Here is a 25,641-nt window from a genome sequence, read left to right as displayed (position 1 = left end):
CCGAGGCTACACCCAGACGCGGCACGATGCGCGCCCCAATTGGCTCGGTGGCGCGCGCTGGACCGGCCGATGTGCCGAGGCTCAGGTCTTTCTTGGTTCGACGCGCACCGCCGTCATGCCCGTTCTCGTAGGTCTTGCGGCCTGCGCACGGCGCACCAGGGCGTCGCTACCGCCGGGGATTCCCGCGAGCAATAGGCGCGCCGGCTCTCGCTGCGCCTCGGCGCCGAAGAGCAGCGTCTGCGCGAGCGCTTGCAAGACCTCCGGCTCGTCGAAGATCGAGAGCGCGGCGGCGAGCGCCTCCTTGCGCGCGACGGCGCCGTCTTCGCGTGCCGCGCGTGTCAGAAAGACAAAGGCCGCGCGTCCTGCGACCGCGTTGCCCTGCTTGACGAGCGGCGGAAGCGCGTGCCGCAGCCAACGGAGTTCGCCCACGAGAGCGTCGTTGGCGAGGGTGTTCATCGCGGCGAGGACTCCATAGGGGTCGCGCGCAAAGCGGGGGCCCTCCTCGTTTGCGCGCAACCAGTCGCGCGTGTCGGGCTCGAGTTCGTCGGCCGCTACGAAATCGCGCGCCAGCATGTCGCGAAGGAGCGTCTCGACGTCCGCCGTTCGTTCGCGCGCGATGCGCTTCGCCAAAGAAAGCGAGGTTGAGCGACCAACGGTGGCCTTCGTATCCGCCGCGAGCAGGCGCTCAGCAAGGCCCATGGCGCGCGAGAGCGTCAAGACATCGAGGGCGCGCTCGGCAAAGGTACCTTCGAGAGCACCCGATGCCACGCTCTCCACGAGGTCGCCGTGGTGGAGCGCTAGCGCCAGGTCGTTCGCGTCCTCAAGCGTGCGCAGCGCGTCGCGGAGGACGCGGGTGCGATGCGACCGTCGCGTCGCGAGGTCGGCGCGCTCCGCGGACCAAGCGATGCGAAGGTCGTGGGCTACGCGAGACAAGGTGACCTCGACGGTCCATGGAAGCTTGCGCGGGCGACCCAACATGTCACCGTCGGTCAACACGGACACCGTCGTGGAGGGCCGAGTGGGACGCGAGGCGCTTCCCGTTAGCGGCCCGAGCGCGCGCAGCGCGTCTTCGTCGAGGCCCGCGCGCAGGGTGAGGGCTACGACACCGCACTTGCGGAACAGGGCGTCGAGGGCCTGAACGTGCCGAGCTCGACCGTCCACGAGTTCGCCGATGAGCCGGACCTCTCCGGCACCCGTGAGTACGACCAGTGAATCGGAGCGACGCGCGATCGCCAGCTCGTCGCAGTGCCGGAGCGCGGCGTCGGCTGCGTCGAGGAGCGCCGCGATACCGCTGCCATCGGGCGCGGCCAAGTGAAGCGTGAGGCGCTCCAAGAGTCGCGCGAAGCCGGAGCGAGCGTCAGAGAGGGCGATGAACTCTTCCAGCTCCGGCGCTGGCTCCGACGCTCCGGGCGGCGCCAAGAGGGCGAAGAGGGCCGTTCGCAGCTCGAGCGCCGACGCGTACCGCTCGCCACGCGTCTTGGCGAGGCACTTCATGACCACGCGGTCAGGGCGCAGCCCAAGTTCGGGCCGCAGCTCCGACGGGCGGCGAGGCGCCTCGTACGCGTGCTTGTCCATGAGCTCGCGGATGCTGTCGGCGTCGAAGGGCACGGCACCCGTCAGGAGTTGATACAGCGTGACACCGCACGCGTAGATGTCGCTGCGTGCATCGAGTCGATCGCCGCGCGCCTGCTCCGGCGCCATGTAAGCCGGCGACCCGCACACGCGGGCACTTCCCGCGGCCTGCTCGGTGTCCTGGAACTGCGCGACGCCGAAGTCGCAGACCTTCACGGTCTCGACGTCTTTGCCGTCGTCGCCGCGGGCGCTGACGACCATGATGTTCTCGGGCTTGATGTCCCGATGGACGATGCCCCTCGCGTGGGCCGCGGCGAGCGCGGCAGCGACCTGGATCATGAGCCGCGTCGCGCGGTCCGGCGAAAGCGGCCCGCCCTCCACGAGGAGGGCCTCGAGCGTGCGGCCCTCGAGAAGTTCCATGACGAGGTAGAGCGTTCCGTCAGGTTCACGGCCAAAGTCCAAGACGCGCGTGATGTTGGGGTGATCGAGGCGACTTCCGGCTTGTGCCTCGTCGTGGAAGCGCGTGATGAACGCCGGAGAGCGTCCGAAGAAGGGGTGCAGCACTTTGACCGCGACGGGACGCGACAGGCCGACGTGCATGGCCCGGTAGACGGTGCCCACTGCGCCCGCGCCAAGGAGCGCTTCAATTCGGTATTTTGAGCCAAGCACGCGTCCTTCGAACGCGTCGGGCTGTTTTGATGGGGGCAGACTCTCCGAGGTGGTGAGGAGCTTGGTCAGCCGATCGCGCTGGCCCGGCTCGAAGGGAGCAAGGCGCAGCGGGAAGCTGCCGCTCCGCGACAGGCCCATCGGCTCCGCCAACAGCACGAGCGGCTCGTGCCACGTGGAGACGCGAACCTCCAGCGCGTGAGGCGCTTGCTCGAAGGGCGCCGTATCGAGGCGCACGAAGGCCACCTGTTCCGCAAGCGCTGCGCGCAAGATGGCCGCGAGCTCGGGGCCTTCTTCGAGCGTTACTTCGAGCGCCGGGAGTAACTCATCCATCGCCGCGCCTGCGTCTCAGTCGAGGTCAATTGAACGTTCTCAGTCGGGTCCGTCAGTTGAGGTATCGCTTGTCCTTGGGCGGCTTGTCCTGTCCGCCCGAGACGACGCGCAAGGGAGGAGAGCCGGGCCGTCGCTTGCCGGCGCCGCCCCTCACAATGGAGGCTGCGGAGGGCGGAGCCGCGTCGCCGAGGCGTCGACGCAGGATGAAGAGCTTCAAGCCCAACCAGGCGCGTCGCGCCGGCGAGGTGGCGCCCCCGAAGAGCAGACCCGTCAGCAGCCCGCCGAACGGGGCGATGTGTCCCGCCGGCGGCGCGCCCGGGTAGATGACACCCAGCACGCAGAAGCCCAGCGTCACCCACGTGAGGTACTTGCCGCGGACGGGCACGACGAAGAAAAGCAGAATCTGACGGTCGGCGTTCATCTGCGCCCACGCAACGGCGGTGGCGCCAATGGCTGCTTCCGGACCGAACATGAACGACCGCACGTGAAACGTGGAAAGCGCAGCCGGCGCAATGAGGTCCACCAAGATTGCCAGGCCGTTGCCGAGCGCCACGGCTGTCGCGAGAAACACGAGGAGTCGCCGCCCGCCCCAACGCTGCTCCAAGTCCGTCGACAAGAAGTAGAGCCCAAGGAGCGTGAAGATGAGGTGACCGTAGGAGTCGGGGCTCGTGAGGAGCCCAGACGTCACGAGGCGCCAGACCTGTCCGTGCAGCACGTGCTCGGGCACGCAAGCCAGCGTCTGGAAAACGAACTGGCCGACGCCGGTTCGAAAAAACAGCGCGAGTCCGACGCCGAGGACGCCGACCACGATGAGGAGGCCCTTGAGCGCTGGCCCGGGGCGCGGAAAGGCGAGGGACGGCTGCATCGCTACGTCGAGGGTAGTCGCGCCTCAGGGTTCCGTCGAGGGCCGTTTGGCGAAGGGGCTGGGCGAGCCGCTATCGCTCGCTAACGCGCGCCACGGCTCGCACACTCGGCCGTGCTCGTGACGTCGACGCGAAGCGTCGCATCGCAATCAAAGAGGTTGCCCCGGAGCGTGTCGAACGATGACAGGTCGGGTGGGGTACCCGGATCGGCGAGCGCATCAAGGCTCGCGCGTTGGGCGGCATAGCCGGCCGCGTCGAACGCCACGAGCTCCACGCGGTAGCGCTTGATCCCGTTGCCAAGCGGCAGATTCGCGAAGCTGGCGTCGACGAAGCAATCGTAGACGCCGTGGGCCAGCCCGCGCTCACCAGCCGCGCCCGAATCGTCGACGGCGCTAACGAGCGCCGCGTACTTGAAGACCTTGCCCGCGCCGGGACCGCAGCCACGCGCTTGGGTCACGTGATCGGCCGGCACCACGATGGCCGTAACGGGCACGATGCCGGCGCCGGTGCCCGTCGACGAGCACGCCAACAGGCAAGCCGGCAGAAGGAATAAGACGATGTTACCGAGCGTCGTCACTGCGCGCCTTGTGTACCACGAACGCTCGTCCGCGGGATGAGCAGAAACGCGCGGTCGGCGGGCGTCTTTCCGTGTCGCCACTGGTGAAATCCAACCGGAAGTGAGGCATGTTGCCGCGCGGAGGAACGGGAAAATGGCTGATTGGTCCCTGCTCGTCGACATGAAAGCCATCGCCGTGCAGGCCGCCTCGGCGACCGGCGCGCCAGCTCCCGATCGGCTCGATCCGGCGCAGCTCATCTTGCAGGCGTCGATCCCCGTCAAGGCGGTCCTCCTGGTGCTCGTCCTGTTCTCCGTCGCATGCTGGTTCGTCATCGGCGCGAAGGCCCTTCACGTTCGCCGCGCGCGCGACGAGTCCGAGCGTTTCCTCAAGAGCTTCGACGCGGCACCGAGCTTCGATGCGCTTGCCGACGGCCTTGCGGCGTTCCGAGGGTCACCCTTCGCGCGGATCTTCGCCGTCGGGTACGACGAGATGAACCGCGTCGCTGCCGGCGGCCGCGGGAAGTTGTCCGACGCGGAGGGCGTGCGCATCGAAAGTGTTACGCGCCGCGCGGCCGCGAAGGAGGTCACCCACCTCGAGTCGTGGTTGAGCCTGCTCGGGACCATCGGCGCCACGGCGCCCTTCATTGGCCTCTTCGGTACCGTCTACGGAATCATGGACGCCTTCCTCAGCATCGGGAATCAGCAGAACGCGAACCTCCCCGTCGTCGCGCCGAAGATCGCCGAGGCGCTCATCGCGACGGCCGTTGGCCTCGTGGCGGCGATCCCGAGCGTCATGGCCTACAACTTCTTTGCCCGGCGCATTCAGGCCATCGCCGACACGATGGAGACCTTCGCCGCCGACGTCGCAGCGCGGGCGAAGCTGGGGGGGATGTAGCTTATGGGCATGTCTGCCGCTGGCGGCGGCCGAGGCCGCAAGCTCTCGGGCATGACCGAGATCAACGTGACGCCGCTCATCGACGTCATGTTGGTGTTGCTCGTCATCTTCATGGTGACGGCGCCGCTCCTCACGACCGGCGTCCAAGTCGATCTGCCGAAGGCGAAGAGCGCTCCCATGCAGGCCGACGACACCAAGCTCCTCGTGATCGTGACGCGAGATGAGCACGTGTTCCTAGGCAAGGACGACATCACCGGCGCCATTGATGACAAGCTCGCGACGAACGCTCGTCTGAAGGAAGAGAAGGAGCTCTACATCCAGGCGGACGAGAACGTGAAGTACGGCGCGGTGCTCCGGGTCATGGCGGCGGCGCGCGCCGGCGGCGCGGAGAAGCTTGGCATGATCACCGATCCGCTCGTCGTGAAGTGAAATGATGAAGGGGAGACGCGAGCAGGCGTTTCGGTGCGGAGGCGCATCATGAGTCCCGAGGCAAGGACCGCGGGAGCGTTGCCCACGCGCTACGAGCCCGACGAGTTGGCCCTCGGCGCCTGCCTCGCCATCGCGCTCCATGCGCTGCCGGTCGCGCTCTTGGCGTTCGGGGTCGCCTTTCCGACCGGCGACGAACCGGTCCGCGAGCAGCCCAAGCCCGTGATTGCGGCCGCGCTACTCAAGCTCGGTAAGCCCATCGATCCGAAGCGCCTCCCCGATCGCGTCGTGCCGCGTGCCGCGACGGCGCCCCGCAAGGAGGCCGTCGCGTCGCGCGAAGAGCCTGACAAGCGCGCGCCCGACGCCGGCCCGCCGCCGCCACTCGCGAAGGAGTCCGACCTCGCGAACCTCATCAAGAAGACCGACCCCTTCGCGGAGGACGCGGGCGTCGCACGCGCCGAAGAAGGTCGCGCGGAGGGGGTGGCCGAGGGCACGACGAGCGATCCCAACAAGGTCCGTGCCGGGGACATGTACGCCGCCCAGCTGGCGAAGTTCTTTCGAGACCGTTGGCAGATCCCCACGGTCATTTCCCAGGGAGAGGCGAGCCGTCTCTGCGTGACGTTCCAGATCAGCATCGGTCCTCGCATGGCGCTTTGGCGCGTGAAGCCCGAGCCCGTTCGAAAGAGTGGAAACGACCTCTTCGACGACTCAGCGCGGACGATGCTCGACAAGCTTCTCGACGACCGGACGGGTTTGCCCGATCCTCCCGCGGAGGTGGCCGACAGCTTTCGCGGGCGAACGGTAAACTTGCTCCTCACCGGTGACGCGAACGGAGACGTTGCACGATGCAAGTAGTTCAGAAGCAGGCGGCACGGCGCGGGCGGTATTGGCCTCTTTTTGTCATGGCGTGCCTCGCGTCGGTGGGGCCTGCCCTGGCGCAGACCACCGAGAAGGCTGGAGCGCCGCCCGCCACACCGCTCCCGCAGGCTTCCGCGTCGGGGGCCGTCACGCAGATCACCGTCGGGGGCGGTCAGCGAGCGCTCTTCAAGATCGCCGTGGTTCCGCCGGCCGGCGAGCGCGAAGTCGCTTCTACCGTCGTGACCACCGCGAGTCGCGACTTCACCATCTCGAGCCTCTTTCAGGTGCTCGACGAGAAGAGCTTCACCGCGAATTTGGGCGCTGAAGGTCTCGGCATCGACCCGGCTTCTTGGCGGAACGTCGGCGCCGAAGGCGTGATCAAGGGCACGAGCACCATGCGGGGCTCGAACGTGCGCCTCGAGCTTCGCCTCTTCGTGGTGTCCCGTGGCGCCGAGGCCGTCCTCAAGCGCGAATACGAGGTGCCCGCCTCGGGGGTCCGCGGCGCTGTTCATCAGTTTGCCAACGAAGTGCTCAACTGGTTCACCGGTCGGGCCGGAAGTTTTGGGACGCGGCTCGTCTTCAGCGCCACGACGACCAAGGGGCAAAAGGGCATCTTTGCCATCGACGGCGACGGGCAGGGGATGACGCCCCTCTCCACGGTCTCGAACGTCGCGCTCGCGCCGGCCACCGGGCCCGGCGGCATCTACTACGCCGCGGGACTCGCCGATGGCACCTACGCGCTCTTCCGCGTGGGGGCTTCAGAACCGGTCTTCAAGCACCCGGGGTTGGTCTTCGGCGCAGCGTTTGGTGGCGGCAAGATGGCCGCCGTCATCTCGCAAGGTGGCCAGAGCGATGTGTTCGTTGGCTCGAGCGACGGGCAGAATCTCCAGAAGGTCACGAGCGGAGGCCTCAACACGCACCCGTCGTTCGGTCCCGGCGGCCGCTTGGCCTACGTCTCGAACCAAGGTGGCAGCCCGCAGATCTACGTCGACGGCAAACGCGTGAGCTTTCGCGGCGCCTACAACATGGCGCCCGTCTGGTGCAACGACCCCGACGACCCGCGCGTGCTCTTCATGGGCCGCGACGGCGCAACGTGGGATGTCTTCAGCGTTGATGCATCGGGCAGCTCGTCGAGCATGCGTCGGCTGACGCAGGATCAAGGCTCGAACACGTACCCGGCGTGCTCCCCCGACGGCCGCATCGTCGCCTTCTTTTCCACGCGCGACGGCGGCGGGCTCTTCACCGCGAACCCCCTTGGACAGAACGTCCAGAAGATCAGCCGAATGGTCGGCGAGAGCTTGCGCTGGGAAGGCAACTGACGCCGCGCGCCGCGTACCGACTCGACGTGCTCGCGCTGCTCCACTTTCTCGTGCTCTTGGCCGTCCCGCTGGCGGCGGGCCGCTCGCTGCGCGCGTCCTACGGCGCGCCGACGCCGGCGCGCGTCGTGGCCGCCGTGGGGTTCGGCGGCGCGTGCGCGCTCGTCGGCCTCAGCCAGATGCACCTTTGCGACGAGGGCTTTCCGCTCTCGCAATGGATCATCCCCGGCGCCGCCGCGAGCGCGTCGATGTTGTTTGTGGCCCACCGCCCGGCGCGTCGCGCCGTCGCCATCGGGTCGGTCTTGGCGGCGCTCGCGCTCTCCTTCTCGTTCACAGACGCGGTGCACGGTCCGCGCTACACCGGCAACGCACGCTCAGGCAGCGCGCGCGCCGCGTGGCACACGTTTCTTACGGGACTCTACGACCGAGCCAGCGCGCGCTGAGAGGTCTCAGTGTTTCGCTTGCGCCGCGACGAGCCCTTCGATGGTGCGCGTCGTCATCGTGCCGTCGATCATCTCCTCGTGCTCGAGGAGTCGCTTGTGCAACGCGACGTTGGTGCGAATGCCCTCGACGATGAATTCGTCGAGGGCGCGGCGCATGCGCGTGATGGCCTCGGCGCGCGTCGGCGCGTGCACGATGAGCTTGGCGAGCAGCGAGTCGTAGTCGGAAGGGACGCGCCAGCCGCCATAGACGCCCGAGTCAACGCGCACGCCCGTGCCCCCGGGAGGAAAATACTCCGTGATGAGGCCGGGCCACGGCGCAAAGCTGACGGGATCCTCCGCGTTCACGCGGCACTCGATGGAGTGGCCACGAAAGCTCCACGGACGCGTGTCAGGAAGGTCGAGTTTCTCGCCCGCCGCTGCGCGGATTTGCATCTGCACGAGGTCGAGGCCCGTGACCATCTCGGTCACCGGGTGCTCGACCTGCACGCGCGTGTTCATCTCAAGGAAGTAGAGCTCGCCGCGCTCATCCATGATGAACTCGAGGGTGCCGAGCGACGTGTAGCCGGTCTCCCGGATGGCGCGCCGGATCACCTCGGCCATGGACTGGCGCATCTCGCTCGTCATCGCGGGGCTGGGCGCCTCTTCGATGATCTTCTGGTGGCGCCGCTGCATCGAGCATTCTCGCTCGCCGAGGGTCCAGACACCGCCGTGCTGGTCGGCGATCACCTGGAACTCGATGTGCTTGGGGCGCTCGATGAATTTCTCGAGGTAGACGTCGGGGTTCTTGAAGCCGGACTCCGCCTCGTGGCGCGCGCTCAGGAACGAAGACTCCATCTCGGAGCCGACGCGCACGATGCGCATGCCGCGCCCGCCACCGCCGCCGGAGGCCTTCAGGATGACGGGGTAGCCGATGCGTTCCGCCTCCTCGAGGGCGTGCGTGACGTCGCGGAGCACGGCCGAGCCCGGCAGAAGGGGCAAGCCGAAGCGCGCCGCGTTCGTGCGCGCGGTGACCTTGTCGCCCCACGCGCTCATCGCCTCGGGCGTGGGCCCGATGAACTTCACACCACACTTGGCGCAGAGGCGCGCGAACTCGGCGTTCTCTGACAGAAAGCCGTAGCCGGGGTGAATGGCTTCCGCGGCGGTGATCTCCGCGGCGCTGATGATGGCGGGGATGTTGAGGTAGCTCTTCGACGCGTTGGCGGGGCCGATGCAAATGGCCTGATCGGCGAAGCGCACGTGCAGGGCTCGCGCGTCGGGCTCCGAATAGACGGCGACGGTCTTGATGCCGAGCTCGCGGCACGCGCGGAGAACACGAAGGGCGATCTCGCCGCGATTCGCGATGAGGATCTTCTTGAACACGGCTTAGGCCTTCTTGATGCGGAAGAGCTTCTGCCCGAACTCGACGGCCTTGCCGTTCTGCGCGTAGACCTCGACGACGGTGCCCGAGTGCTCAGCCTCGATCTCGTTCATCAGCTTCATCGCTTCGATGATGCAAAGCGTCTGGCCGGGTCGCACGACGGAGCCGACTTCGCAGAACACCGGCGCGTCGGGGCTCGGCGCGCGGTAGAACGTCCCAACGAACGGGCTCGTCACGTCGTAGGAGTCGGCGTCGGCAGCCGACGGGGCAGGGGCCCGCGCCGCGCCGGACGCGCCCGCGTCGGGAGCTGCTGCGTGGCTTGGGCCGGCGAAGACCGTGGGGCCCGCGTAACGCGCGCCGCGTACGACGCGAAGTTTCAGCGCCTCATCTTCGTGTTCGAACTCTGCGATGTCCTTCTCGATAAGGACGTCGAGGAGCACCTTCAACTTGTCGATGTCCACGTTCACACGGCGACACTAGAGCGAATTTCACAACCACGCTACGCCGAAATCGGGCTTGTCATGCCGGGCAAGCGTGCGCGATTGGAACGGCGTCGATGCGAGCAAACTCGTACGCAGCGCACGCGCTTACGCGCCAAGGCCCGCTCTTCTGAGATGTGCCACCAGGGCTTCCACGGCCAACACGTAGCTGTCTCCGCCGAAGCCCACGATCTTTCCGACGCAGGCCGCTGCGACGCGTGAGCGACGCCGGAAGGGCTCACGCGCCTCCGGATTCGAGAGATGCACCTCGACGGCCGGGAGACGAACGGCCCTCAGCGCATCCGCCAGCGCCAAGGACGTATGGCTGTAGGCGCCGGCGTTGAGGAGGATCCCCTCGAAGGCTCCGCTCGCCTCGCCGATCCAATCGATGAGCGCACCCTCGTGGTTGCTCTGCCGGCAATCCACCGACGCCCCGAGCGAGCGAGCGCGCTCTGCCACGCGCTGGTGAATCGCGTCGAGCGTCTCGGTGCCGTAGATATCCGGCTCGCGCCGACCCAAAAGGTGAAGGTTCGGCCCCGAGAGGCAGAGGAGCCGAACGGCACTGGGGCGACGGCTGGCCATCGGTCTCGCCACGCGTCTAACCGCCCGTCTCGCCAGCCGTCTCGCCGCCCGTCTCGCCGAAGGGGCGCCGATCAGAGCTCGGCGAGGAGCTTCGGGGCCGCCGTTCGCATCATGAACCGGCCCTTGCCGAAGTTGCCCGAGGGGAGCATCGTCAGCGCCAGAAAGTACTCGGAGTTGATCGCGCGAATCACGGTGATCATTTTCTCCGTGTTGACGGCGATCTCCTGAGCTGCGCCGGCGTCGAGCATCTCCGACGCCTTGCCGATCTGGTTCAACACCACGCTCAGCTCGGCTCCGACGGTGTTGATGTCGAACGGAGCGTCGCTGATGCTGTAGGAGTCCACCGGGATTCCGCTGCCGTCCATGAGGAGTCCAGCGATACCGCCATCGGTCTTTTCCACCATGTCGCGAAGCACGGCCTTGAACATGAGAGCCAACGTACGGGGCCGCGCGGCAAACGGTCAACCGCGAAGAGCAATCACCAGACGCGGCGTTCCATGCTCCATCGGGCCCCGACCCTCGGACACCGCTTGACCGCGCTATCGCCGGCGGTTTACCGTCGCGCGACCCGCCGGAAATAGGCTCAATTTTTCACGGGTATTTCGTAGAAAGTCGAAACGACATGCGAGCAAAAGCCGGGGATCCGCCCCGCACGATGGCGCAAAAGATCCTCTCCGGCCGAGCGACGGACCCCACGCTACAGGGGGACGTCGTCGAGGCAAAAGTCGACCAGATCGTGCTGGCGCGCGCGCCGGCGCGGGCGCTGCACCTGGCGCGTGAGATTGGGCTCAAACGAGCCGGTGTTGAGGTCGCGATTGCCTACGACGGCGTTTGCGTGACGGAGCTTGGCCAGGGCGATGCGCTCGACGCCGCGGACTTCGTTGGCCACAACGTCCTAGTCGGCCGGCCCGGCGTCGGCTTTCCGGCAATGACGCACCTCGAACGGTTCGCCAGCCCCGGCCGACTCTGCGTGACCGACGAGCCGCGCCTCGCGGGCGTTGGCGGCATCGGCATGTTGCCCATCGTCGTTCCCGCTCCCATGTTGGCAGAGGCGTTGACGCACGGCCGCGTATGGCTCCGGCCGCCGAGGAGCGTGCAGGTCCTCCTGAGCGGAAACTTCAGGCCGTTCGTCGGCGCGCGCGACGCCGCCATCGAGCTGGTGCGCAAGGGGCTCGGCGACGTCGTCGCTCGTGTTGAGGCGGCGCACCGCGCCCCCGTCGTCCTCGAGTTCGCGGGTCCGAGCGTCCGGCGGCTCTCGGTGTCGGAGCGCGCGATTCTCGCGTCCATCGCTCCCTCCATCGGCGCCGCCGCCGCCCTCTTCGTCAGCGATGAGCGCACCGAGGTCTTCCTTCGCGATCAACGTCGCTCAAAGGCCCACCGCGCGCTGGTGCCCGACGCCGGCGCGCCGTGCGAAGACGTCGTCAGCCTCGACTTCGGCACCGTCGATCCGATGCTGCTCGACGAAACCGGGACGCCGCGGAGCGTCCGCGATCTCGCCGGCAAGCCGGTCTCGCAGGTCATCCTCGGCGGCGACGGCGGGACCACGCTCCGCGACCTGTTCGCCGTCGCGATGTTGCTCAAGTCGAAGCGCGTTCCCTCGCGACTCGAGTTCCTCCTTGCCGTTCCCTCGCGGCAGGTGCTCGAGGTCCTCGGAGCCGGTGGCGCGTTGACCGATCTCATCGCCACGGGGGCGCGGCTCGTCGAGCCCGACGCTCGCCTCGCGACGGGCTCGATGTATCCGCCCGTCGCTGGTGGTCTTAGCGTGCGCACCGTTGATCGAGAGCCCCGCCTGGGTCCTCACGCAGGACACATCGTGGCCTCAGCGGAGACGGTCGCGGCCGTCGTCGCGACAGGTGAAATCACGGACCCGCGCACGTTCAAGCGACCCGTCCGCGTGACCGTGCCCCGCGTCCTGCCGACGGACGACGTGCTCGTCGTCCGCGACCGAAAGGGAACCGAGGCCGCGCCGAAGAAGGAGCCCCCGGATCTCGCGCTCGCGCCTGCGTGGAAGGCGGCGCAGGCGCTCGAGGTCGTCGACGCAGCGACCTTCGAAGGCGGAGCCAAGGCCGTCGTCGCCGTTGCGGCGAGCGTCGACGAGACGCGGGCCCTTGCGGCGCGCGTCCTCGAAGGGCGGGCCGCTGGCCTGCGCGCGGTGCTCGCGGCGGCGATGCCGAGTCCTCTCGCGACCATCTTCGGCGCCGCCGGCGTCTTGCCGCTCGAAGGCTTGGCCCCGAAGGGCTCCGCGGCTAAGGGCAAGGCCGTTCAAGTGCCGGCGCCGGCAGCGTTCGCAGACGGCCCGCAGACCCTCGCCATGGGCTCAGGAAAGGTCCAAGCCACGGCCCGCCTGACGGCCACCGAGCGCGGCTGGCTCACGGCGGGTGCGATCCGAGCGAAGACGAAGGCGTGAGGTCGGCCTCCTGTGGGCCGCGCTTTGCTTACCGCTACCGCGGAAGGTAAGGGTTAGCCTCGCGCGCTCGGACGAGCCTCGCGGCGTCGGAAATGCGGACGCGCCCCGCGACGATCTGCACCGTAACGTCAACGGTGCGGTTCACGTCTTCGTGGCGTCCGAGCATCGCGACGGTCCGTAGCGGTTCGGCACCCACGTCGACGCCCACGAGAAAGCCCGCCGCATCGAGCAAGAGCTGCGCCCGTGTGGCGCCTGAAAACGCGGCTGGCAACGCGCCAACCAGCTCGAGGTCCAGGGCGTCCTTGTTGGCGTCAAAGGTGAGGGCCGCCACTCTCTCTTCCCGCAACATGGACCGATGGTACGCTGCGTGGACGCTCATGTCCCGCGGACGCCTCACCAAACAAGAGCTCGGTTGGTTGCTCACGCAAGAAGCGAAGGGCGCAGCCCAACGCCTGCGCTTGGGGGTTCAGGGCTTGAAGGGGGCCGCGGTCGTCCCCTCGGCGGAGCCCGTGGGTGCGGAGGTCCAGCTGGACGCCACGCTCGACGCGCTCGACGACGCCATGCGCGTCTTGTCGACGTTGCACGGCCCGGCGACGGGACGCGGCCGCCGTGGGCGCATCGATCTCGCGGCGCTGCTCTGGGAAATCGCGCCCGACGCACACATCTCCATTGAGCCCGGCAGCGGTACCGAGGTGTTCGGCGAGGAGAGCGAGCTGCGGCGAATGCTCCAGGTCCTTGTCGGCCATGAGTCCGGGGCCGGCGCGTCGGTGACCATCAAGCGCGATGGCGACGAGGTTCGTGTCTCCGCGGTGCTGGGCCCCGACAGCACGGCGACGTCCGACACCGAGCGCGCCCTGCTCAGTCGCATGGCGCTCCGCTATGGCGGCCGGTACGAGCTCGACGGCGGCGCCGAAACCCTGGCCTTGCCGGCAGAAGGCGTGGCCGAACGGAGCGAAGCGGAGAAGCTCCGTAAGGAGCTAGACGAGGCCAAAAAGCAGGGCGAAGCGTACGCGCGCGAGCTCGCGCAACTCGTCGACACCGACGAGCTCGCGGGCGGTCCAGCCCGAACCTCGCGCAGCGTTCACGGCGACGGTCTGGGCAGCTTGTTGCGACTCTCGCGCGGGATCGCCGGCGAGTTGCGCGGCGTCTTGGCGGGGGCGGCTCATGCTTCGTCCCAGAAGGCGGGCAAGTCCGAGACCGACGATGATCGCGGTGAAGGCGTGCGACGCGCCCTTTCGCGCGCGCAAGGTGTCGTCGGCATGTTGTCGAGCTTCGGAGAGCTCGATCCCGCGGAGCCGCACGGCAACGTCGACATCGTCGACGTGGTTCGCGAAGCCATCCGATCGGTGGGAGGCCGCGCGGCGCGTGGCGAGGTTGTCCTTCGCGTCGAGGCCGAAGGCCCGCTTCACGTGCGCGCTGCGCCCCGCGCGACCGACGTGCTCGTGCGGCAGTTGGTCGAGCACGCCATCGCGGCCTCCGCGCGCGGCACAGAGGTGGTCGTGCGCGTCGTCGCCGCCAAGTCCGGCTGCCTCGTCCACGTCGACGATTCCGGGTCCACGTTGCCGGCCACGGCGCGCGTTCCGCTCATCGAGCTTGAGATTGAGCCGGGCACCTACGCGCGACCTTCGGCCGTACCGCTGTTCATGGCCGCAGAAATCGCTGGGTGGCAGAATGTGGGCTTCGAGCTGGCCGACGCGCCCGCCGCCGGCCTTCGCGCGACCCTGTCGTTCCGCGGCATCTGATATCGTTCAGGCCATGCAGATCCTCGTCATCGAGGACTCGGACTCGATCGCCGCCATGATCACCGCCCTCGTGAGCGGCCGAGGCCATGAGGTTCGTGGCGCCGCTTCGGGGGCTCAGGGCCTTGAGGCGGCGGCATCCTTTGCGCCGGACATCATTCTCATCGACTGGGCGCTCGGAGGCGCCATCAGCGGCCCCGAGACCTGCGCTCGCCTTCGTCGTGAGGCCTCGACGCGAGAAACGCCGTTTCTGGTCTTCGGCGACACCGACGAGGAGGCGAAGCGGCAGGCCATCGATGCGGGAGCTCTCGCGTATTACACGAAGCCGTGGAGCGCTTTGGCACTCCTCAAGGAAATCGAGAGCGTCCGCCGGCGCTCCTCCGGACGAATCCGTCTGCGCTGAAGGCGTTGGCGTCGCCGCCGTCGAGCGATATGCTCGGTCGCCGTCCGGGCACATGAAGGGCCCGCTCGAACCTGCATCATCCCAGGGGAATCCAATGCACGAGGAAGATCTCGCCATCGTCAAAGGGCTCGTGCCCGTTGCGTGGGCCGACGGACAGTTCGCCGACAAAGAGAAGGAGACGCTCGACGCCTTGCTCGATGCCTTCGGCGCCACCGCCGAGGAGAAGGCTCAGCTCATCGAGTACGCCAAGGTCAAGCGCTCCCTCGACGACATCAACCTGCAGGATCTGTCGGCGGAAGATCGCCGCATGTTGCTCCAGCACGCGGTCCTGTTGACCTGGGTCGACGGTTCCCAGGCTGCTGAGGAGAAAGCGATCCTCGACCAGCTGGCGAGTCGTCTGAAGATTCCCGACGAGGAAGCCCGCTCGATCATCGAGGTGGCGACGGCTCGGGTGAAGTCGCACCTGAAGCTCCTTTAGCCGGTCGCGCGCACGCTTCGACGTTGCACCCCGACGCTTGCCTCCAGCAACCGCGTCGGGGCAGGCCGTGACTACTTCGCGCTGACCTTAGCGGTCTTCGCGTTGGGGCCGCTCGGCGAAACGACGAAATCGGACTCGCGGACCACGAGGCGTTTGCGAAGGGAAGGGGTGCCCGCGACGAGCACGTGCGTGTCGCCGGCGCACGGCAACCGTTCAATGAGCGCCTCCGGCCCGAGGCCAACGAGCAACCAGACCTCTGCGCCTTTTGGTGACGCGACGACCCGAACCACGCCGGGCGCGCCTTCGCCGCCGGCGCTGCTGCCGGGCTCCGCAGGCGGCCAGGGGTCGACGGCGCCTCTCGCCTTCGACGGGTCAAGCTGGATCGCGAGCTCGTAACGGGGTCGCCCGTCGCCGGACTTTTCCCAAGCGCCGCCGGCCGGGATCACGGCGCGCTTCGGCGCGTGCGACTCGGCCGTCGCGACGAACTCGAGCCGCGTCCCGACGGGCATGTGATCGACCTCAACGGGCGCCTGGCCGATGCGAAGGAGGATCTCCGATTTGTCGGGAGCGCCCTCCACCTGGAGCGAAGCCTTGCACGCCCGAGGTGGCGAGGAGGGGACCGGCGCCGCCGAAGGCTGGGTCGGGCCCTTCGCGACGGGCGGCGCCGTGGCTCGCATCAGGAGCAGGTATCCGCCGGCGCCGAGGAGGACAGCGAGCACGAGGCCGAGGATGACGTCCAGGAGGCCGCGTCGCCGTCGCACCTCGCCGTGTCGAATCGATGGCGCCGTAGGCAACGCCCGCTCATCGGCGAACGACGGTGCCTTCGGTGCCGCTTGGGGCCGCGCAGGTTCCGAAGCTTTCGGCTTGGCGCGCGGCGGTGCCGCAGGCTTTGGCGGGTCCCGCGGGGCTGCTGTTGCGGTAGCCTTCGTCGCCGGCAGCGCGGCGGCGGGCGCGGGCATCGCGGCCTTCGCATCCTCCTTCGACAAGGCGAGTAGCTCCTCGACGGACTCCCCTTCGGCCTCGGTGGGGGAGGTGCCCGTCAGGGGCGGCGGGGTTGGATCGACGCCGACGATGGCCTTGAGATCGCGGCCAACGGCGCCGTCACCTTTCTCGTCCGACACACCGAAGCTCGAGAGGAGCTCGTCGACACCGTCGCGAGGGGCTTCCTCCACGGGCTCAAGATCGTCGTCCTCCGCCGCCTTTGAGGCCGTCGGTGCCGGTGCCGGCGCCGTTGCCGGCGGGCCAGCGACGGGCGGCGGGGACACCGCAGGGGCCACGGGGACGCCGCGCGGCTTGGTGACCGCCTCGTCGAGCTCATCTTGAGGCGGAGGAGCGAGCGGCGCGGCGCTCTCACGCGTTGTGCCTGGCAGGGCGCGCAGCCGCGCCGCGTCCGCATTGGACAGCTCGACGGTTGGAAGGTGGTCGCTGATGGGCCGCTGCAGCGCGGCCTTCTTCTCCGACTGAGCCTCCGCCTTCTGTTCCGAGGCGGGCTTGCTCGGTGACGCTTCGCGCATCACCGCCGGCTCAGGCCGCTTGGCGGCCGTCGGCTGTTCGTTTTCGGAAAACGAGGGGGTCGAAGGGCGTCGACTCTCGGTGCGCCCACGCTCGGGAGGAGGAATCGATGCGTTGCGGCCAACGCCCTGAGTGACGCGCTTCACCTCGCGCGCGAGGCGGGCGAGCGCGCGGCGGCCGGCGGCGCGGTTAACAGGGATGAGGGCCGCCTCCAGCTCGCGGGCCAAGGCCGCCGTGCCGCTCCCCGAGGCCTTCCTTGCAGCGAGCCCGAGGGCCGGGGTCTGCGTTCCTCCGGCTTCGAGCAGCAGCCCCAAGAACGCGCGAATGGTTGGCTCTGCGTCGCCGTCCTTTTTTAGGCGAACGAGCGCCACCGTGCCTTCGTCGCTGACGTAGACGTGGCTTGCCTCAAGCTCGCCGGGGCCGCTGCTCGCGCCTTCGGCCATTTCGAGGGCGAGGTACCCGGCGAGTTCAGCCGCCAGCGGGACCCGCCTCGCGGTCACCACCGCGAGCACCTCTTCCAACGTCACGGAAGTTTCTAGGGGCCCGCTCATGTCGCCTTCCGCTGCGTCGTATCCTCGCAGGGAGGCTACGCGCGGCTCTGCCCCTTGGTCTAGCGGTCTCCCGCGGCCAAGTCCTCGAGAAGCTTCTCGACGGACGCGAGGTTGTTCTCGATGGCTTCGAGGATGATGCTCGTCATGGTCGTGCTCGAGCCACGCAGGGCCTCGTAGTAGCGCTGCCGCTCTGTCGAGTGGACGATGGCCGGCGGGTAACCGCCGCGCAAGAGCAGCATGTTCATGAAGAGGCGCGCGACCTTCCCGCTGTCTTGCGTGAACGGGAACACGCGGAGGATGTCGTAGTGGGCGCGAGCCGCGAGCCGCACCGTGCTCCGGGACTTCTTCGTCTCGGGGTCGTTCACCCAATCGATGATCTGCCTCATCTTGTAGGCGATCTTGTCGGGCGGCGCGTACTCGTGGAAGTAGAGCCGGTGCTGCGGAATGTCCTTCCGATAGCGCGCCGTCTTCACGTCGCCTTCCTCGGGATGGAGCGTCACGTAGAGGCGCTTCAGGTGGTCGAGCGTGATGGGCGCCTTGACGGTCTTGACCGCCAGCTCACGCACCACGTTGAGGGCCTCCCGATGCCTGCGAATTTCTTCGCACACCGGCTGCATGTTCGAGTCGACGACGGCGACCGTGCCGTCCATCGCCGTTCGCAGCTCTTGGTAGGTGTAGACCACGCCCTCGATGGCGGCGTCGTGGTAAATCCACGACATGTCTAGGTTCTCCCGATACTGCTGCTGAAATTCGGCAGGCGCCTTCTGAAGCTCGCGCTCCAGGTACGCCGTGCGCTCCTCAATCGACTGCGGGCGCGGCGGCGCCGGCGGCGGCGCCGACTTGGCGGGCTGCTTCGGCGCGGAACCTTGCTTTTTCTTTGCGGGCGTTCGGGGAGGCATGCGCGCCGGTCTAGGGTAAGAACTCGCGGCGCTTGGGCTCCGCTGGCAAGCCCTTGAAACGCCAACATTTATTGCCGAGGAGCCCCCCCGGCGCAGGTGCGCAGCATAATCAGACCGCCGGATTCCCGTCAAGCGCGGTCCAAAGCTATTCATTTGTTCAATACTGAACGCGCGTGCTAGTGTCTGCGGATGTTGCTTCAGCTGTCGGTTGCCAACATTGTCACCATCGAACGGTTGGTCTTTGAGCCAGCCGTGGGCTTCAACGTTCTCACCGGCGAGACCGGTGCTGGCAAGTCGATGCTCGTGGACGCGCTCGGCCTCGTGCTTGGCGGTCGCGCCCGCCCCGACATGGTTCGGGCGGGCGCCCGCGAAGCGGAGGTCGACGCGCTCTTCGAGCTCCCGCCCGGTTCGCGCGCCGCCGCGTGGTTGGAGGCGGCCGGCATCCCAGGAGGCCGCGAGCTCGTCGTGCGTCGCGTCGTCATGTCCGAGGGACGCAGTCGGGCCTACCTAAACGGCCGCCTCTCCACGCTCGCCCAACTCGCCGAGCTTGCACCCGAGCTGTGCGACATCGCCTCGCAGCACGAGAGCGTCACCCTGACGGACGCGTCGACGCATATCGAATACCTCGACGCCTTCGGCAAGCTTGACGGCGCGCGCGCCGAGCTGGCCCGCCAGGTCGACGAGCTCGCCGAGATCGACCGCGCGCTGTCGGCCGCGCAGGAGGCCGCGCGTGGCCGCGCCGAGCGAGAAGACTTCCTCACGTTCCAGGCGAAGGAGATCGACGAGCTCGAGGTCCGTCCCGGCGAGGAGACGACCCTTGAAGAGGAGTGCGCGCGCCTTCGCCACGCCGACAAGCTCGCCAGCCTCAGCCGGTCGTCGTCGGAGCAACTCTACGAAGGCGACGGTTCGGTCTGCGACGCCCTGGGCCGCATCGTGTCGACGCTCGCCGCCGCCGCGGCCATCGACGCCAGCCTCGCGCCGCTCTTGCGCACCGCCGAGGTGGCCCGTACCGACCTCGCGGAGCTCGCGCGCTCGCTCAGCCGGTATGGCGACGGCATCGACGTGAATCCAGCTCGTCTCGGCGCCCTCGAAGACCGGCTTGCCCGACTCTCGAAGCTCCTCCGCAAGCACGGACCGACCGCCGAGGATGTGCTCACGTACCGGCGAGAGATCGGCGTTGAGCTGGCGTCGCTGGATCAGGTTGGCGACCGCATCGCGACCCTGACCGCCGCTCGCGAAGAAGCGCACGCGCGTGCCGCCGCGGCCGCGCGTGCCCTCTCGAAGAAGCGGCGCTCGTCGGCCGAGCGACTCGCCCGCGCCATCGGCCAAGAGCTCGCCATGTTGGGCATGGGCCGCGCGCGCGTCGTTGTCGACGTCGCGCCGCTCGGCAGTTCGCATGGCAGCATCGACGTCGATGGCGCGCGGCTCTCACGCGCCGGGGTCGATCGTGTTGAGTTTCTCATCGCTCCCAACCGCGGTGAGGAGCCTCGTCCGCTGCGACGCATCGCGAGCGGCGGTGAGCTCTCCCGGGCGCTGCTGGCCATCAAGCGCGTGCTCGCCGACAGCGGTCCCGCGGGCTTCTACGTCTTCGACGAGGTGGATGCCGGCGTGAGCGGCGCCATTGCAGAGGTCATCGGGCGCGCCATCGCGGATGTGGCTCGGCATCGCCAGGTGCTCTGCATCACCCACCTGCCACAGATCGCCGCGCTCGCCGACGCTCACTTCGTCGTTGAAAAGTGCGAAAGTCAGCAACGGACCTTCACCGCCGTGCGCCGCCTCACCGACGCTGATCGCGTCACCGAAGTCGCCCGGATGATCGGCGGCGTGCGGGTCGGCGACGCCGCTCGCAAGGCCGCATCAGAACTCCTCGCCAGTCGGCGCGCCTAGCTCAGAGGGCGAAGACGTTCGCGACGTTCTCGCTCATGCGAAGCGGCTTGCCCCGCTTGGTCAAGATCTCCGCGCCGCTGCGCGTGACGAGAACGGTGTGCTCGAATTGCGCTGAGAGCGAGCCGTCGGTCGTGCGGACGGTCCACTTGTCGAGCTCGTCGACGACGACTTCGTAGCCGCCGATGTTCACCATCGGTTCGATGGTGAAGACCATGCCCGCTCGGAGCCGCTCGAGCGTTCCGCGCTTGCCGAAGTGCTTCACTTGCGGTGGCTCGTGGAACTTTCGTCCGATGCCATGACCGACGAAGTCGCGCACCACACTGCAGCCGGTCCCCTCGACGTATTCCTGGATCGCGGCACCGATGTCGCCGAGGCGCGCGCCCTCGCGGACTTCGGCGATGCCGAGCTCAAGAGCCTTGCGCGCGGTCTCCGTCACGAGTCGGGCCTCGGCGCTGGGGGCTCCGACGTAGAACGTGGCCGAGGTGTCGCCGTGGAAGCCGTTGAAGAGGGTCGTCACGTCGACGTTCACGATGTCCCCGGCGCGCAGCACAGCGCGGCCCGGGATGCCGTGGCAAACGACGTCGTTGATGGAGGTGCAGACGCTCTTGGGGAAGCCTTTGTAGTTGAGCGGCGCCGGGTAAGCGCCGCGGCGCAGCGTGTCTTCGTGGACGAGCGCGTCGATCTCGGCGGTGGACATGCCTGGCCGCAGGTTCTCGCCGACCAACAGCAGCGTCTCGGCGGCCATTTGGCTCGCCACACGGATGCCATCGATTTCTTTCGGGCTCTTGATCTCGACTGCCACGGGGTCAACGTTCCCCGCGCTTGGTGCCGCGTCAAGCGATCCCACGTCCGCGGCGCAGAAAAAAAAGGGCTATTTTGGTCCTGGTTTGGCGACGCCCCCGTCGATGGGCGCGACGCGGTCGAGCGAGAGAGCTTCTCGCACGGCGGCCGATGTGGCCGGCTCGTCGGGCAGCAGGTGAAAGTGAACCGCGACCTCGCCGTTCTCGTTGGTGTAGGTCCGCATGAACGCGATGACCGCGCGCCCTCCGATTCGGCCCTCGACGGCGCGCACCATGCCGAACGAGCGACTGGTCGCGTCAAGCTTGAGCACGATGCCCGACGCGGGACTGGCTGCGCCCGCCAGCACTTCGACGACGCGGAGGCCCAGCTCGAAGCGCGCTCCCTTGGCGGTGCCGGTCACCGAATCGATCCGCGCTCGCACGACGGTGTCGCTGGTCTGCGCGCGCTCGAAGAGCGCGGGATCGTTTCGTGCCGGAAGCGAGGGCGCGTCGTAGGAGACGCCCACGATGCGGGGATGCACGAGATCGTCGAACAGCTCGGCTTCGCGCTGCGAGTACAGCGGATAGGCGGGCGTCGCCGCTGCGCCCGACGCGCCGCAGCCGCCATAGAGGAGAGCGCCGACCAAGAGCAGAGGAACAACGCGACGGACTAGCAACGTGGGGCCAGTGTAGGGGAAGGATGCGAAGGCCGCACTTTTGCGGGGTTCGCGGTTTGAGTTCAAGAATTCGACGGCTTGGTACGTCCAACGGCCAATGCTAGGGTGTTTTGCGCCCTCCGCTTGGCCGCGGCCCCAAATGCGCGGGCCTCGCCACGCTGCCAGCCTCTCGAGGAAAGACATATGAATCGTCGACTCTACGGTTGTTTTCTGGCTCTCGTCCTCGGCACCGTCGCGGTGGATGCCCTCGCGGCCCCCCCCGCCAAGCCGCCGGCCAAGCCAGCCGCGGGCAAGGGAGCCAAGGCGCCAACCAAGGAGGCCACCACGGTCGCGTCGCTGGCGCCGATGCTCGACGGCCTCAAGTGGGGCATGTCACCGGAAGAGGTCGTCAAGCAGCACAATCAGGTGCAGGGCATCTTCGACAAGGAGTTCAACGAAGAGCTCGTCGGTATGTCGAACGGCATCAAGATGCAGGAGAAGATGGCCGAGCGAGAGACCGCAAAGATCGCGTTCGCGTCGATCAAGCGCTTCGACGCCGCTTCCCACATCGTTTATCCGGGCCTCGAGGGCGAATACACCCACGGAAACAAGGAGGCAGCGCACATCCGCGACGGCCTCAAAGGTCGCAAGGGCGACCGCCGCTTCTTCTTCTACATCGGCGAGCGCCTGTGGAAGATCTACGACGTCGTCACGTTCGGCACGCAGAACGGCCAGACCTTCGAGGAGGCGTCGTCGAAGATCGCCGCCAAGCTCGGCGCCGCCGGAACGCCGATGGCGGCGGCGGCGGACAAGGGCATCCCGACCGCATTTCTCGGATGGCAGGACGCCACGACGCAGCTCCGGCTCATCGAGCGAGAAGGCGACAAGAAATTCGTGATCGTGCTCGAGGACAAGGCCACGCTCTCGGCCATTCCGCAGCTGCGGGTGCGCAAGGACGTTGACCCTACGGCCGAGCTCGGCGCCGACGTGGCGGCCGCGACCCGCGGAAGCCTCCAAGACCCGAGCCAGCAACAGAAGACCGACAAGACGCCCGCCGACAAGAAGACCGGCAAGCCGCCCGCCGCGAAGCGGTAGCGACGGCGCCGTGACGGGGCGTGATGACCGGGGGCCAGCGGCAGGCTGGCCCTGGTCACTCGCCGAAGGGCTCCGCGCCTTCGGGAATACGCAGCCCCGTGGTGACGCGCAGACGGATCTTGGGGATCACGGTTTGCAGGGCCGGTTCGAGCATGCGGTCGCGTGTGAACGCGACGCCGGGGCAACCCGAGCACGTGCCGCTCAGGTGCACGTGCACGTCGTCGGTCGTGACGCTGACGAGGTGAAGCACACCCCCATCGGCGCGCACGAGCGGCGCCAGGGTCTCGGCGCATAACTTTCGAACGAGATCGCGCGGATCGCTCACGGGAGCGGAGACGATATCACGCCCCGGCGAGCGTGAAAGCCTGTCGGAGGAGCATCCCGCGGATTCGTGGAAACACCGAAGTTTCCGCCTCTCCGCCGGGCGGCGTCGGGCGCTGATGGCGTCCGTTGGCATGGCGCCCGGGCGCACGTGTATACTCGCCGCTGAGCTCCGCCCTCGCGCGGCTCGATCGGTGGACGTGACCACACGCTATAGGCTCCGCTTCCTGTTGCAGGAGTTTGATCTCCCGAAGGGCGAGACCCTCATCGGTCGAAGTGCCGAGTGCCACGTCACGATCGAAGACCCGCTCGTCTCCCGTCAGCACGCGCGCATCATGCTGGAGGGCGACGCCGTCACGTTCGAAGACCTCGGCAGCCGCAACGGTGTGCGCATCAACGGCTTGCCCGTCAAACGCCCCGTGCAGCTCCGTGACGGCGATCGCATTCGCATCGGCACGCAGGAGCTCGTCTTTTGCCGCGTCGGGCAGTCGGCCATCTCGAACAAGACCACCGGCTTCCTCCGGTATTGCGCGCATTGCCGCTTGCCCTACCCGCAGGAGCTCGCCGCGTGCCCGGCCTGCGGAGCGACGGAGCAGACCGACGAAGAAGAGACGCTGAGCGGCCAGTTCGGGGCGAGCTCGAAGCACGCGTGGAACGTGCAGCTCCTGCTCGAGGTGACCGAGCGCGCCGTCTCCCTTGGGCGGAGCGAAGACGCGCTCTCGATGTTCGAGCGCGCTCGCGCTCAGGTGGAAGAGCGCTTGAGTCGCGGCGGCGCCGTGTTCCCTACGGAGATCTCGGATCTCGTCGTGACGGCCTCGCACGTGTCCGAACTCGCGGGTGATCCGGCGCTCCTCGCTTGGGGGCTGAAGCTTCACGTCCGCGTCCCAAGCCCCATCTCGGAAGCGGAGACGCACGCCATCGCCCGCGCCCTGACGCGGCACCGAGCGGCTCTCGAGGGCCCGGTCCAAGAGGTCGTGCGGTCGCTATCGAGCTTGAGCAGCGAGCTGCAAGGCGAGGTCGCTCAGTTGCGCGCACTTCTCGAGGAGGCGCGCCAATGACCCTGATGTTCACGCGGCTCGGAACCCCAATCTAGGCCGCCGCAATGCGCTTTCGCTTGCGCTACATGCAGCACGACCTCGAATTGCCTGACGGCGAGTTCGTCGTTGGCCGCAACGCAAGCTGCCAGCTCTCGCTCGACGACCCGCTCGTCTCGCGCCGTCACGCGAGGTTCCTGGTGGGCGAGGGCGTCGCCATCGAAGACTTGCAGAGTCGCAACGGCGTCCTGGTGAACGGCCAGCGCATCCACGGCAAGACGGCCCTTCAGGTCGGCGATCGCATCCTCATCGGCACGCAGGAGCTGGCGTTGCTCGTGGCGCATGAGTCGCACGAAGGCCGGGCGCGGCTGAAAGCGACCATGCCCAAGGTGGAGGCGGCCGTGGTCGCCCCAGTGACGCCGCCGCCGCTCCGAACGGGGACGTCCGCCAACGGACCCGAGTCGTCGGTCTCTGACGAATTCGAGACGAGCATGGTCCGGCGCGCCGACGCCTTCAACCTCCTCGCGGGAGTCGCGGAGAAAGCGCTCGCCATGGGCCGCGTGCTCGAGGCGGAGCGCCTCCTCGCGTCGCCCCTCACGGACGTCATCGAAGCGAGCCGGGCGGGCAAGCGGGTCACGTCTTCGCTCGTCGATCAAGCCGCGCGCTTCTCCGCGAAGCTCGCGACGGCGACGGGGAAGGGCGCCTGGGCGGACTACGTCGTTGAGCTCTACGCGGCTCAAAACAGGCCGGCGCCGGCTCCCGTCATCGACGAACTCTACAACGCGCTCCGGCGCGTCACGTCGATCGACGTGCGCCGCCTGAGGGACTACATCGAGCAGCTTCGCGCTCGCGCGGCGCAATTCGGGCCCGCCGATCGCTTCCTCATTCAACGGCTCGAGGGCCTCGAGCGCCTGGCCAATCTGCGCTAGGTCGGATTCCTAGCCGCTCGCGGCTCGCCGAGGTTCGCGCGCACGCTGCTAGCGCTTCGGCGGTCGCCGCCGGCCGGGCTCGACGTTGTCGCGCCACGCCAGGTTGGCGCGCGCCGCGAGGGCGACGGCCTCGCGCAGCTCGGGGTCCTCGATTTGTGACAAATGCTCCGCCAGCTCTCTCGGGAGCGCCGCGGGTGCCGGGACGACGCGCGTCGCGCGGCGCTCGGGTGGCCTAGGCGGGAGGTCGAGGGCGCCGACGCGGAAGCGCAGATCGCTCACGGCGAACCCCGCGGCGCGGATCCTTTCGAGGAGCCACGGTTTGAGCATCGCGAGCTCGGTGGCCCACGTGCTCGAGGTGACTTTGACCGTTAAGACGCCGCCCTCAAGGATGAGTGGGCGCGCGCGATCGGCGATGCGCGGGCCCAGCGCCTGAGACCACGCGCGTGTGGGAATCGGGAGCTTTCGAGGCGCGAACCGCGACTCGCCGGCTCGGTCCAAGAGCTCCTCGAGGGGCTCCGGCTGCGGCAGCGAAGGGCGGCGTTTGCGTCGGCGCATCGCCCCGAAAAACTAGCATGCGGATCGCGGTCCGCCCGGGAATTGGGGCC

General features: G+C 68.2%; 27 protein-coding genes. 13 read left to right on the top strand and 14 right to left on the bottom strand.

Features of this window, described 5'->3' with window-relative positions:
- Positions 1 to 81: 81 nt before the first annotated feature.
- The 3 genes from IPG50_29100 to IPG50_29090 form a co-directional block, all read right to left on the bottom strand.
- A complete protein-coding gene (locus tag IPG50_29100) occupies positions 82 to 2,571 on the bottom strand; it encodes a serine/threonine protein kinase (protein MBK6696221.1) in 2,490 nt (829 codons plus the stop codon).
- Positions 2,572 to 2,623: 52 nt separating this feature from the next.
- The gene (locus IPG50_29095) at positions 2,624 to 3,436 is read right to left on the bottom strand and encodes a rhomboid family intramembrane serine protease (protein ID MBK6696220.1); all 813 of its coding nucleotides are present in this window, start codon (positions 3,434 to 3,436) and stop codon (positions 2,624 to 2,626) included.
- A gap of 80 nt (positions 3,437 to 3,516) precedes the next feature.
- Positions 3,517 to 4,011 carry a hypothetical protein gene (locus IPG50_29090; GenBank protein ID MBK6696219.1) on the bottom strand — a complete coding sequence of 165 codons (495 nt, stop codon included), beginning with the start codon at positions 4,009 to 4,011 and terminating at the stop codon, positions 3,517 to 3,519.
- Positions 4,012 to 4,171: 160 nt separating this feature from the next.
- On the opposite strand from IPG50_29090, the gene IPG50_29085 reads away from it, so the two are divergent.
- From IPG50_29085 to IPG50_29065, 5 genes are read left to right on the top strand one after another with little or no spacing between them, the layout of a single operon-like run.
- The gene (locus IPG50_29085; GenBank protein MBK6696218.1) at positions 4,172 to 4,885 is read left to right on the top strand and encodes a MotA/TolQ/ExbB proton channel family protein; all 714 of its coding nucleotides are present in this window, start codon (positions 4,172 to 4,174) and stop codon (positions 4,883 to 4,885) included.
- Positions 4,886 to 4,888: 3 nt separating this feature from the next.
- Positions 4,889 to 5,314: an ExbD/TolR family protein gene (locus IPG50_29080; GenBank protein ID MBK6696217.1), complete on the top strand. Its 426-nt coding sequence runs from the start codon at positions 4,889 to 4,891 to the stop codon at positions 5,312 to 5,314.
- Positions 5,315 to 5,362: 48 nt separating this feature from the next.
- The gene (locus IPG50_29075) at positions 5,363 to 6,166 is read left to right on the top strand and encodes a hypothetical protein (protein MBK6696216.1); all 804 of its coding nucleotides are present in this window, start codon (positions 5,363 to 5,365) and stop codon (positions 6,164 to 6,166) included.
- Positions 6,157 to 7,488: a PD40 domain-containing protein gene (locus IPG50_29070; protein ID MBK6696215.1), complete on the top strand. Its 1,332-nt coding sequence runs from the start codon at positions 6,157 to 6,159 to the stop codon at positions 7,486 to 7,488. Before IPG50_29075 ends, IPG50_29070 begins: the two co-directional genes overlap by 10 nt.
- A 26-nt stretch (positions 7,489 to 7,514) precedes the next feature.
- Complete coding sequence (locus IPG50_29065; GenBank protein MBK6696214.1) at positions 7,515 to 7,928, top strand: hypothetical protein; 414 nt, start codon at positions 7,515 to 7,517, stop codon at positions 7,926 to 7,928.
- Positions 7,929 to 7,934: 6 nt separating this feature from the next.
- Here IPG50_29065 and accC read toward each other — a convergent pair whose 3' ends face one another.
- The 4 genes from accC to IPG50_29045 all read right to left on the bottom strand — a co-directional run bounded on the left by accC (position 7,935) and on the right by IPG50_29045 (position 10,774).
- The gene (gene accC / locus IPG50_29060) at positions 7,935 to 9,287 is read right to left on the bottom strand and encodes an acetyl-CoA carboxylase biotin carboxylase subunit (protein ID MBK6696213.1); all 1,353 of its coding nucleotides are present in this window, start codon (positions 9,285 to 9,287) and stop codon (positions 7,935 to 7,937) included.
- A gap of 3 nt (positions 9,288 to 9,290) precedes the next feature.
- A complete protein-coding gene (accB, locus tag IPG50_29055) occupies positions 9,291 to 9,746 on the bottom strand; it encodes an acetyl-CoA carboxylase biotin carboxyl carrier protein (GenBank protein ID MBK6696212.1) in 456 nt (151 codons plus the stop codon).
- Between the two features lie 126 nt (positions 9,747 to 9,872).
- Positions 9,873 to 10,346 (bottom strand): type II 3-dehydroquinate dehydratase, encoded by a 474-nt coding sequence (gene aroQ / locus IPG50_29050; protein MBK6696211.1) that lies wholly within the window; start codon positions 10,344 to 10,346, stop codon positions 9,873 to 9,875.
- A gap of 71 nt (positions 10,347 to 10,417) precedes the next feature.
- Positions 10,418 to 10,774 carry a hypothetical protein gene (locus IPG50_29045; protein ID MBK6696210.1) on the bottom strand — a complete coding sequence of 119 codons (357 nt, stop codon included), beginning with the start codon at positions 10,772 to 10,774 and terminating at the stop codon, positions 10,418 to 10,420.
- Between the two features lie 227 nt (positions 10,775 to 11,001).
- Between IPG50_29045 and IPG50_29040 the strand changes: the two genes are divergently transcribed.
- Positions 11,002 to 12,753 carry a 3-isopropylmalate dehydratase gene (locus IPG50_29040; GenBank protein MBK6696209.1) on the top strand — a complete coding sequence of 584 codons (1,752 nt, stop codon included), beginning with the start codon at positions 11,002 to 11,004 and terminating at the stop codon, positions 12,751 to 12,753.
- 34 nt (positions 12,754 to 12,787) lie between these two features.
- Here IPG50_29040 and IPG50_29035 read toward each other — a convergent pair whose 3' ends face one another.
- Positions 12,788 to 13,102: a hypothetical protein gene (locus IPG50_29035; GenBank protein ID MBK6696208.1), complete on the bottom strand. Its 315-nt coding sequence runs from the start codon at positions 13,100 to 13,102 to the stop codon at positions 12,788 to 12,790.
- Here IPG50_29035 and IPG50_29030 point away from each other — a divergent pair.
- The 3 genes from IPG50_29030 to IPG50_29020 are packed head-to-tail and all read left to right on the top strand — an operon-like array spanning position 13,101 to position 15,373.
- Positions 13,101 to 14,495 carry a HAMP domain-containing histidine kinase gene (locus tag IPG50_29030; GenBank protein ID MBK6696207.1) on the top strand — a complete coding sequence of 465 codons (1,395 nt, stop codon included), beginning with the start codon at positions 13,101 to 13,103 and terminating at the stop codon, positions 14,493 to 14,495. The genes IPG50_29035 and IPG50_29030 overlap by 2 nt on opposite strands.
- A gap of 13 nt (positions 14,496 to 14,508) precedes the next feature.
- Entirely contained in the window at positions 14,509 to 14,895 is a 387-nt protein-coding gene (locus IPG50_29025) for a response regulator (GenBank protein MBK6696206.1), read from the top strand.
- Positions 14,789 to 15,373, top strand: coding sequence for a TerB family tellurite resistance protein (locus tag IPG50_29020; protein ID MBK6696205.1), 585 nt, complete (start codon positions 14,789 to 14,791; stop codon positions 15,371 to 15,373). Before IPG50_29025 ends, IPG50_29020 begins: the two co-directional genes overlap by 107 nt.
- A 71-nt stretch (positions 15,374 to 15,444) precedes the next feature.
- Here IPG50_29020 and IPG50_29015 read toward each other — a convergent pair whose 3' ends face one another.
- Together IPG50_29015 and IPG50_29010 are read right to left on the bottom strand one after the other, a co-directional pair.
- Positions 15,445 to 17,412 carry a hypothetical protein gene (locus IPG50_29015; protein ID MBK6696204.1) on the bottom strand — a complete coding sequence of 656 codons (1,968 nt, stop codon included), beginning with the start codon at positions 17,410 to 17,412 and terminating at the stop codon, positions 15,445 to 15,447.
- Between the two features lie 83 nt (positions 17,413 to 17,495).
- A complete protein-coding gene (locus IPG50_29010) occupies positions 17,496 to 18,488 on the bottom strand; it encodes a Fic family protein (GenBank protein MBK6696203.1) in 993 nt (330 codons plus the stop codon).
- A gap of 36 nt (positions 18,489 to 18,524) precedes the next feature.
- Between IPG50_29010 and recN the strand changes: the two genes are divergently transcribed.
- Positions 18,525 to 20,222, top strand: coding sequence for a DNA repair protein RecN (recN, locus tag IPG50_29005; GenBank protein MBK6696202.1), 1,698 nt, complete (start codon positions 18,525 to 18,527; stop codon positions 20,220 to 20,222).
- Position 20,223: 1 nt separating this feature from the next.
- On the opposite strand, the gene map is transcribed toward recN, so the two are convergent.
- Positions 20,224 to 21,024, bottom strand: a complete 801-nt coding sequence (gene map / locus IPG50_29000; protein MBK6696201.1) for a type I methionyl aminopeptidase — start codon at positions 21,022 to 21,024, stop codon at positions 20,224 to 20,226.
- 69 nt (positions 21,025 to 21,093) lie between these two features.
- The gene (locus IPG50_28995; protein MBK6696200.1) at positions 21,094 to 21,678 is read right to left on the bottom strand and encodes a hypothetical protein; all 585 of its coding nucleotides are present in this window, start codon (positions 21,676 to 21,678) and stop codon (positions 21,094 to 21,096) included.
- A 183-nt stretch (positions 21,679 to 21,861) separates the two neighbouring features.
- On the opposite strand from IPG50_28995, the gene IPG50_28990 reads away from it, so the two are divergent.
- On the top strand, positions 21,862 to 22,752 hold the full coding sequence (locus IPG50_28990) for a hypothetical protein (GenBank protein ID MBK6696199.1): 891 nt from the start codon (positions 21,862 to 21,864) through the stop codon (positions 22,750 to 22,752).
- A 55-nt stretch (positions 22,753 to 22,807) separates the two neighbouring features.
- Here the strand turns inward: IPG50_28990 and IPG50_28985 are convergent, their stop codons facing one another.
- Positions 22,808 to 23,209: a NifU family protein gene (locus tag IPG50_28985; GenBank protein ID MBK6696198.1), complete on the bottom strand. Its 402-nt coding sequence runs from the start codon at positions 23,207 to 23,209 to the stop codon at positions 22,808 to 22,810.
- A 64-nt stretch (positions 23,210 to 23,273) separates the two neighbouring features.
- Here IPG50_28985 and IPG50_28980 point away from each other — a divergent pair, with 64 nt between their 5' ends.
- Both IPG50_28980 and IPG50_28975 read left to right on the top strand, forming a co-directional pair.
- Complete coding sequence (locus IPG50_28980) at positions 23,274 to 24,131, top strand: FHA domain-containing protein (protein ID MBK6696197.1); 858 nt, start codon at positions 23,274 to 23,276, stop codon at positions 24,129 to 24,131.
- Between the two features lie 44 nt (positions 24,132 to 24,175).
- A complete protein-coding gene (locus IPG50_28975) occupies positions 24,176 to 25,036 on the top strand; it encodes an FHA domain-containing protein (GenBank protein ID MBK6696196.1) in 861 nt (286 codons plus the stop codon).
- Positions 25,037 to 25,084: 48 nt separating this feature from the next.
- On the opposite strand, the gene IPG50_28970 is transcribed toward IPG50_28975, so the two are convergent.
- Positions 25,085 to 25,591, bottom strand: a complete 507-nt coding sequence (locus tag IPG50_28970; GenBank protein MBK6696195.1) for a DUF721 domain-containing protein — start codon at positions 25,589 to 25,591, stop codon at positions 25,085 to 25,087.
- Positions 25,592 to 25,641: the final 50 nt, after the last annotated feature.

Source organism: Myxococcales bacterium (genome assembly GCA_016703425.1).
Classification (GTDB): domain Bacteria; phylum Myxococcota_A; class Polyangia; order Polyangiales; family Polyangiaceae; genus JADJCA01.
The sequence above is the reverse complement of the archived record's forward strand: the minus strand, read 5'-3'. Positions and strand labels throughout refer to the sequence as shown.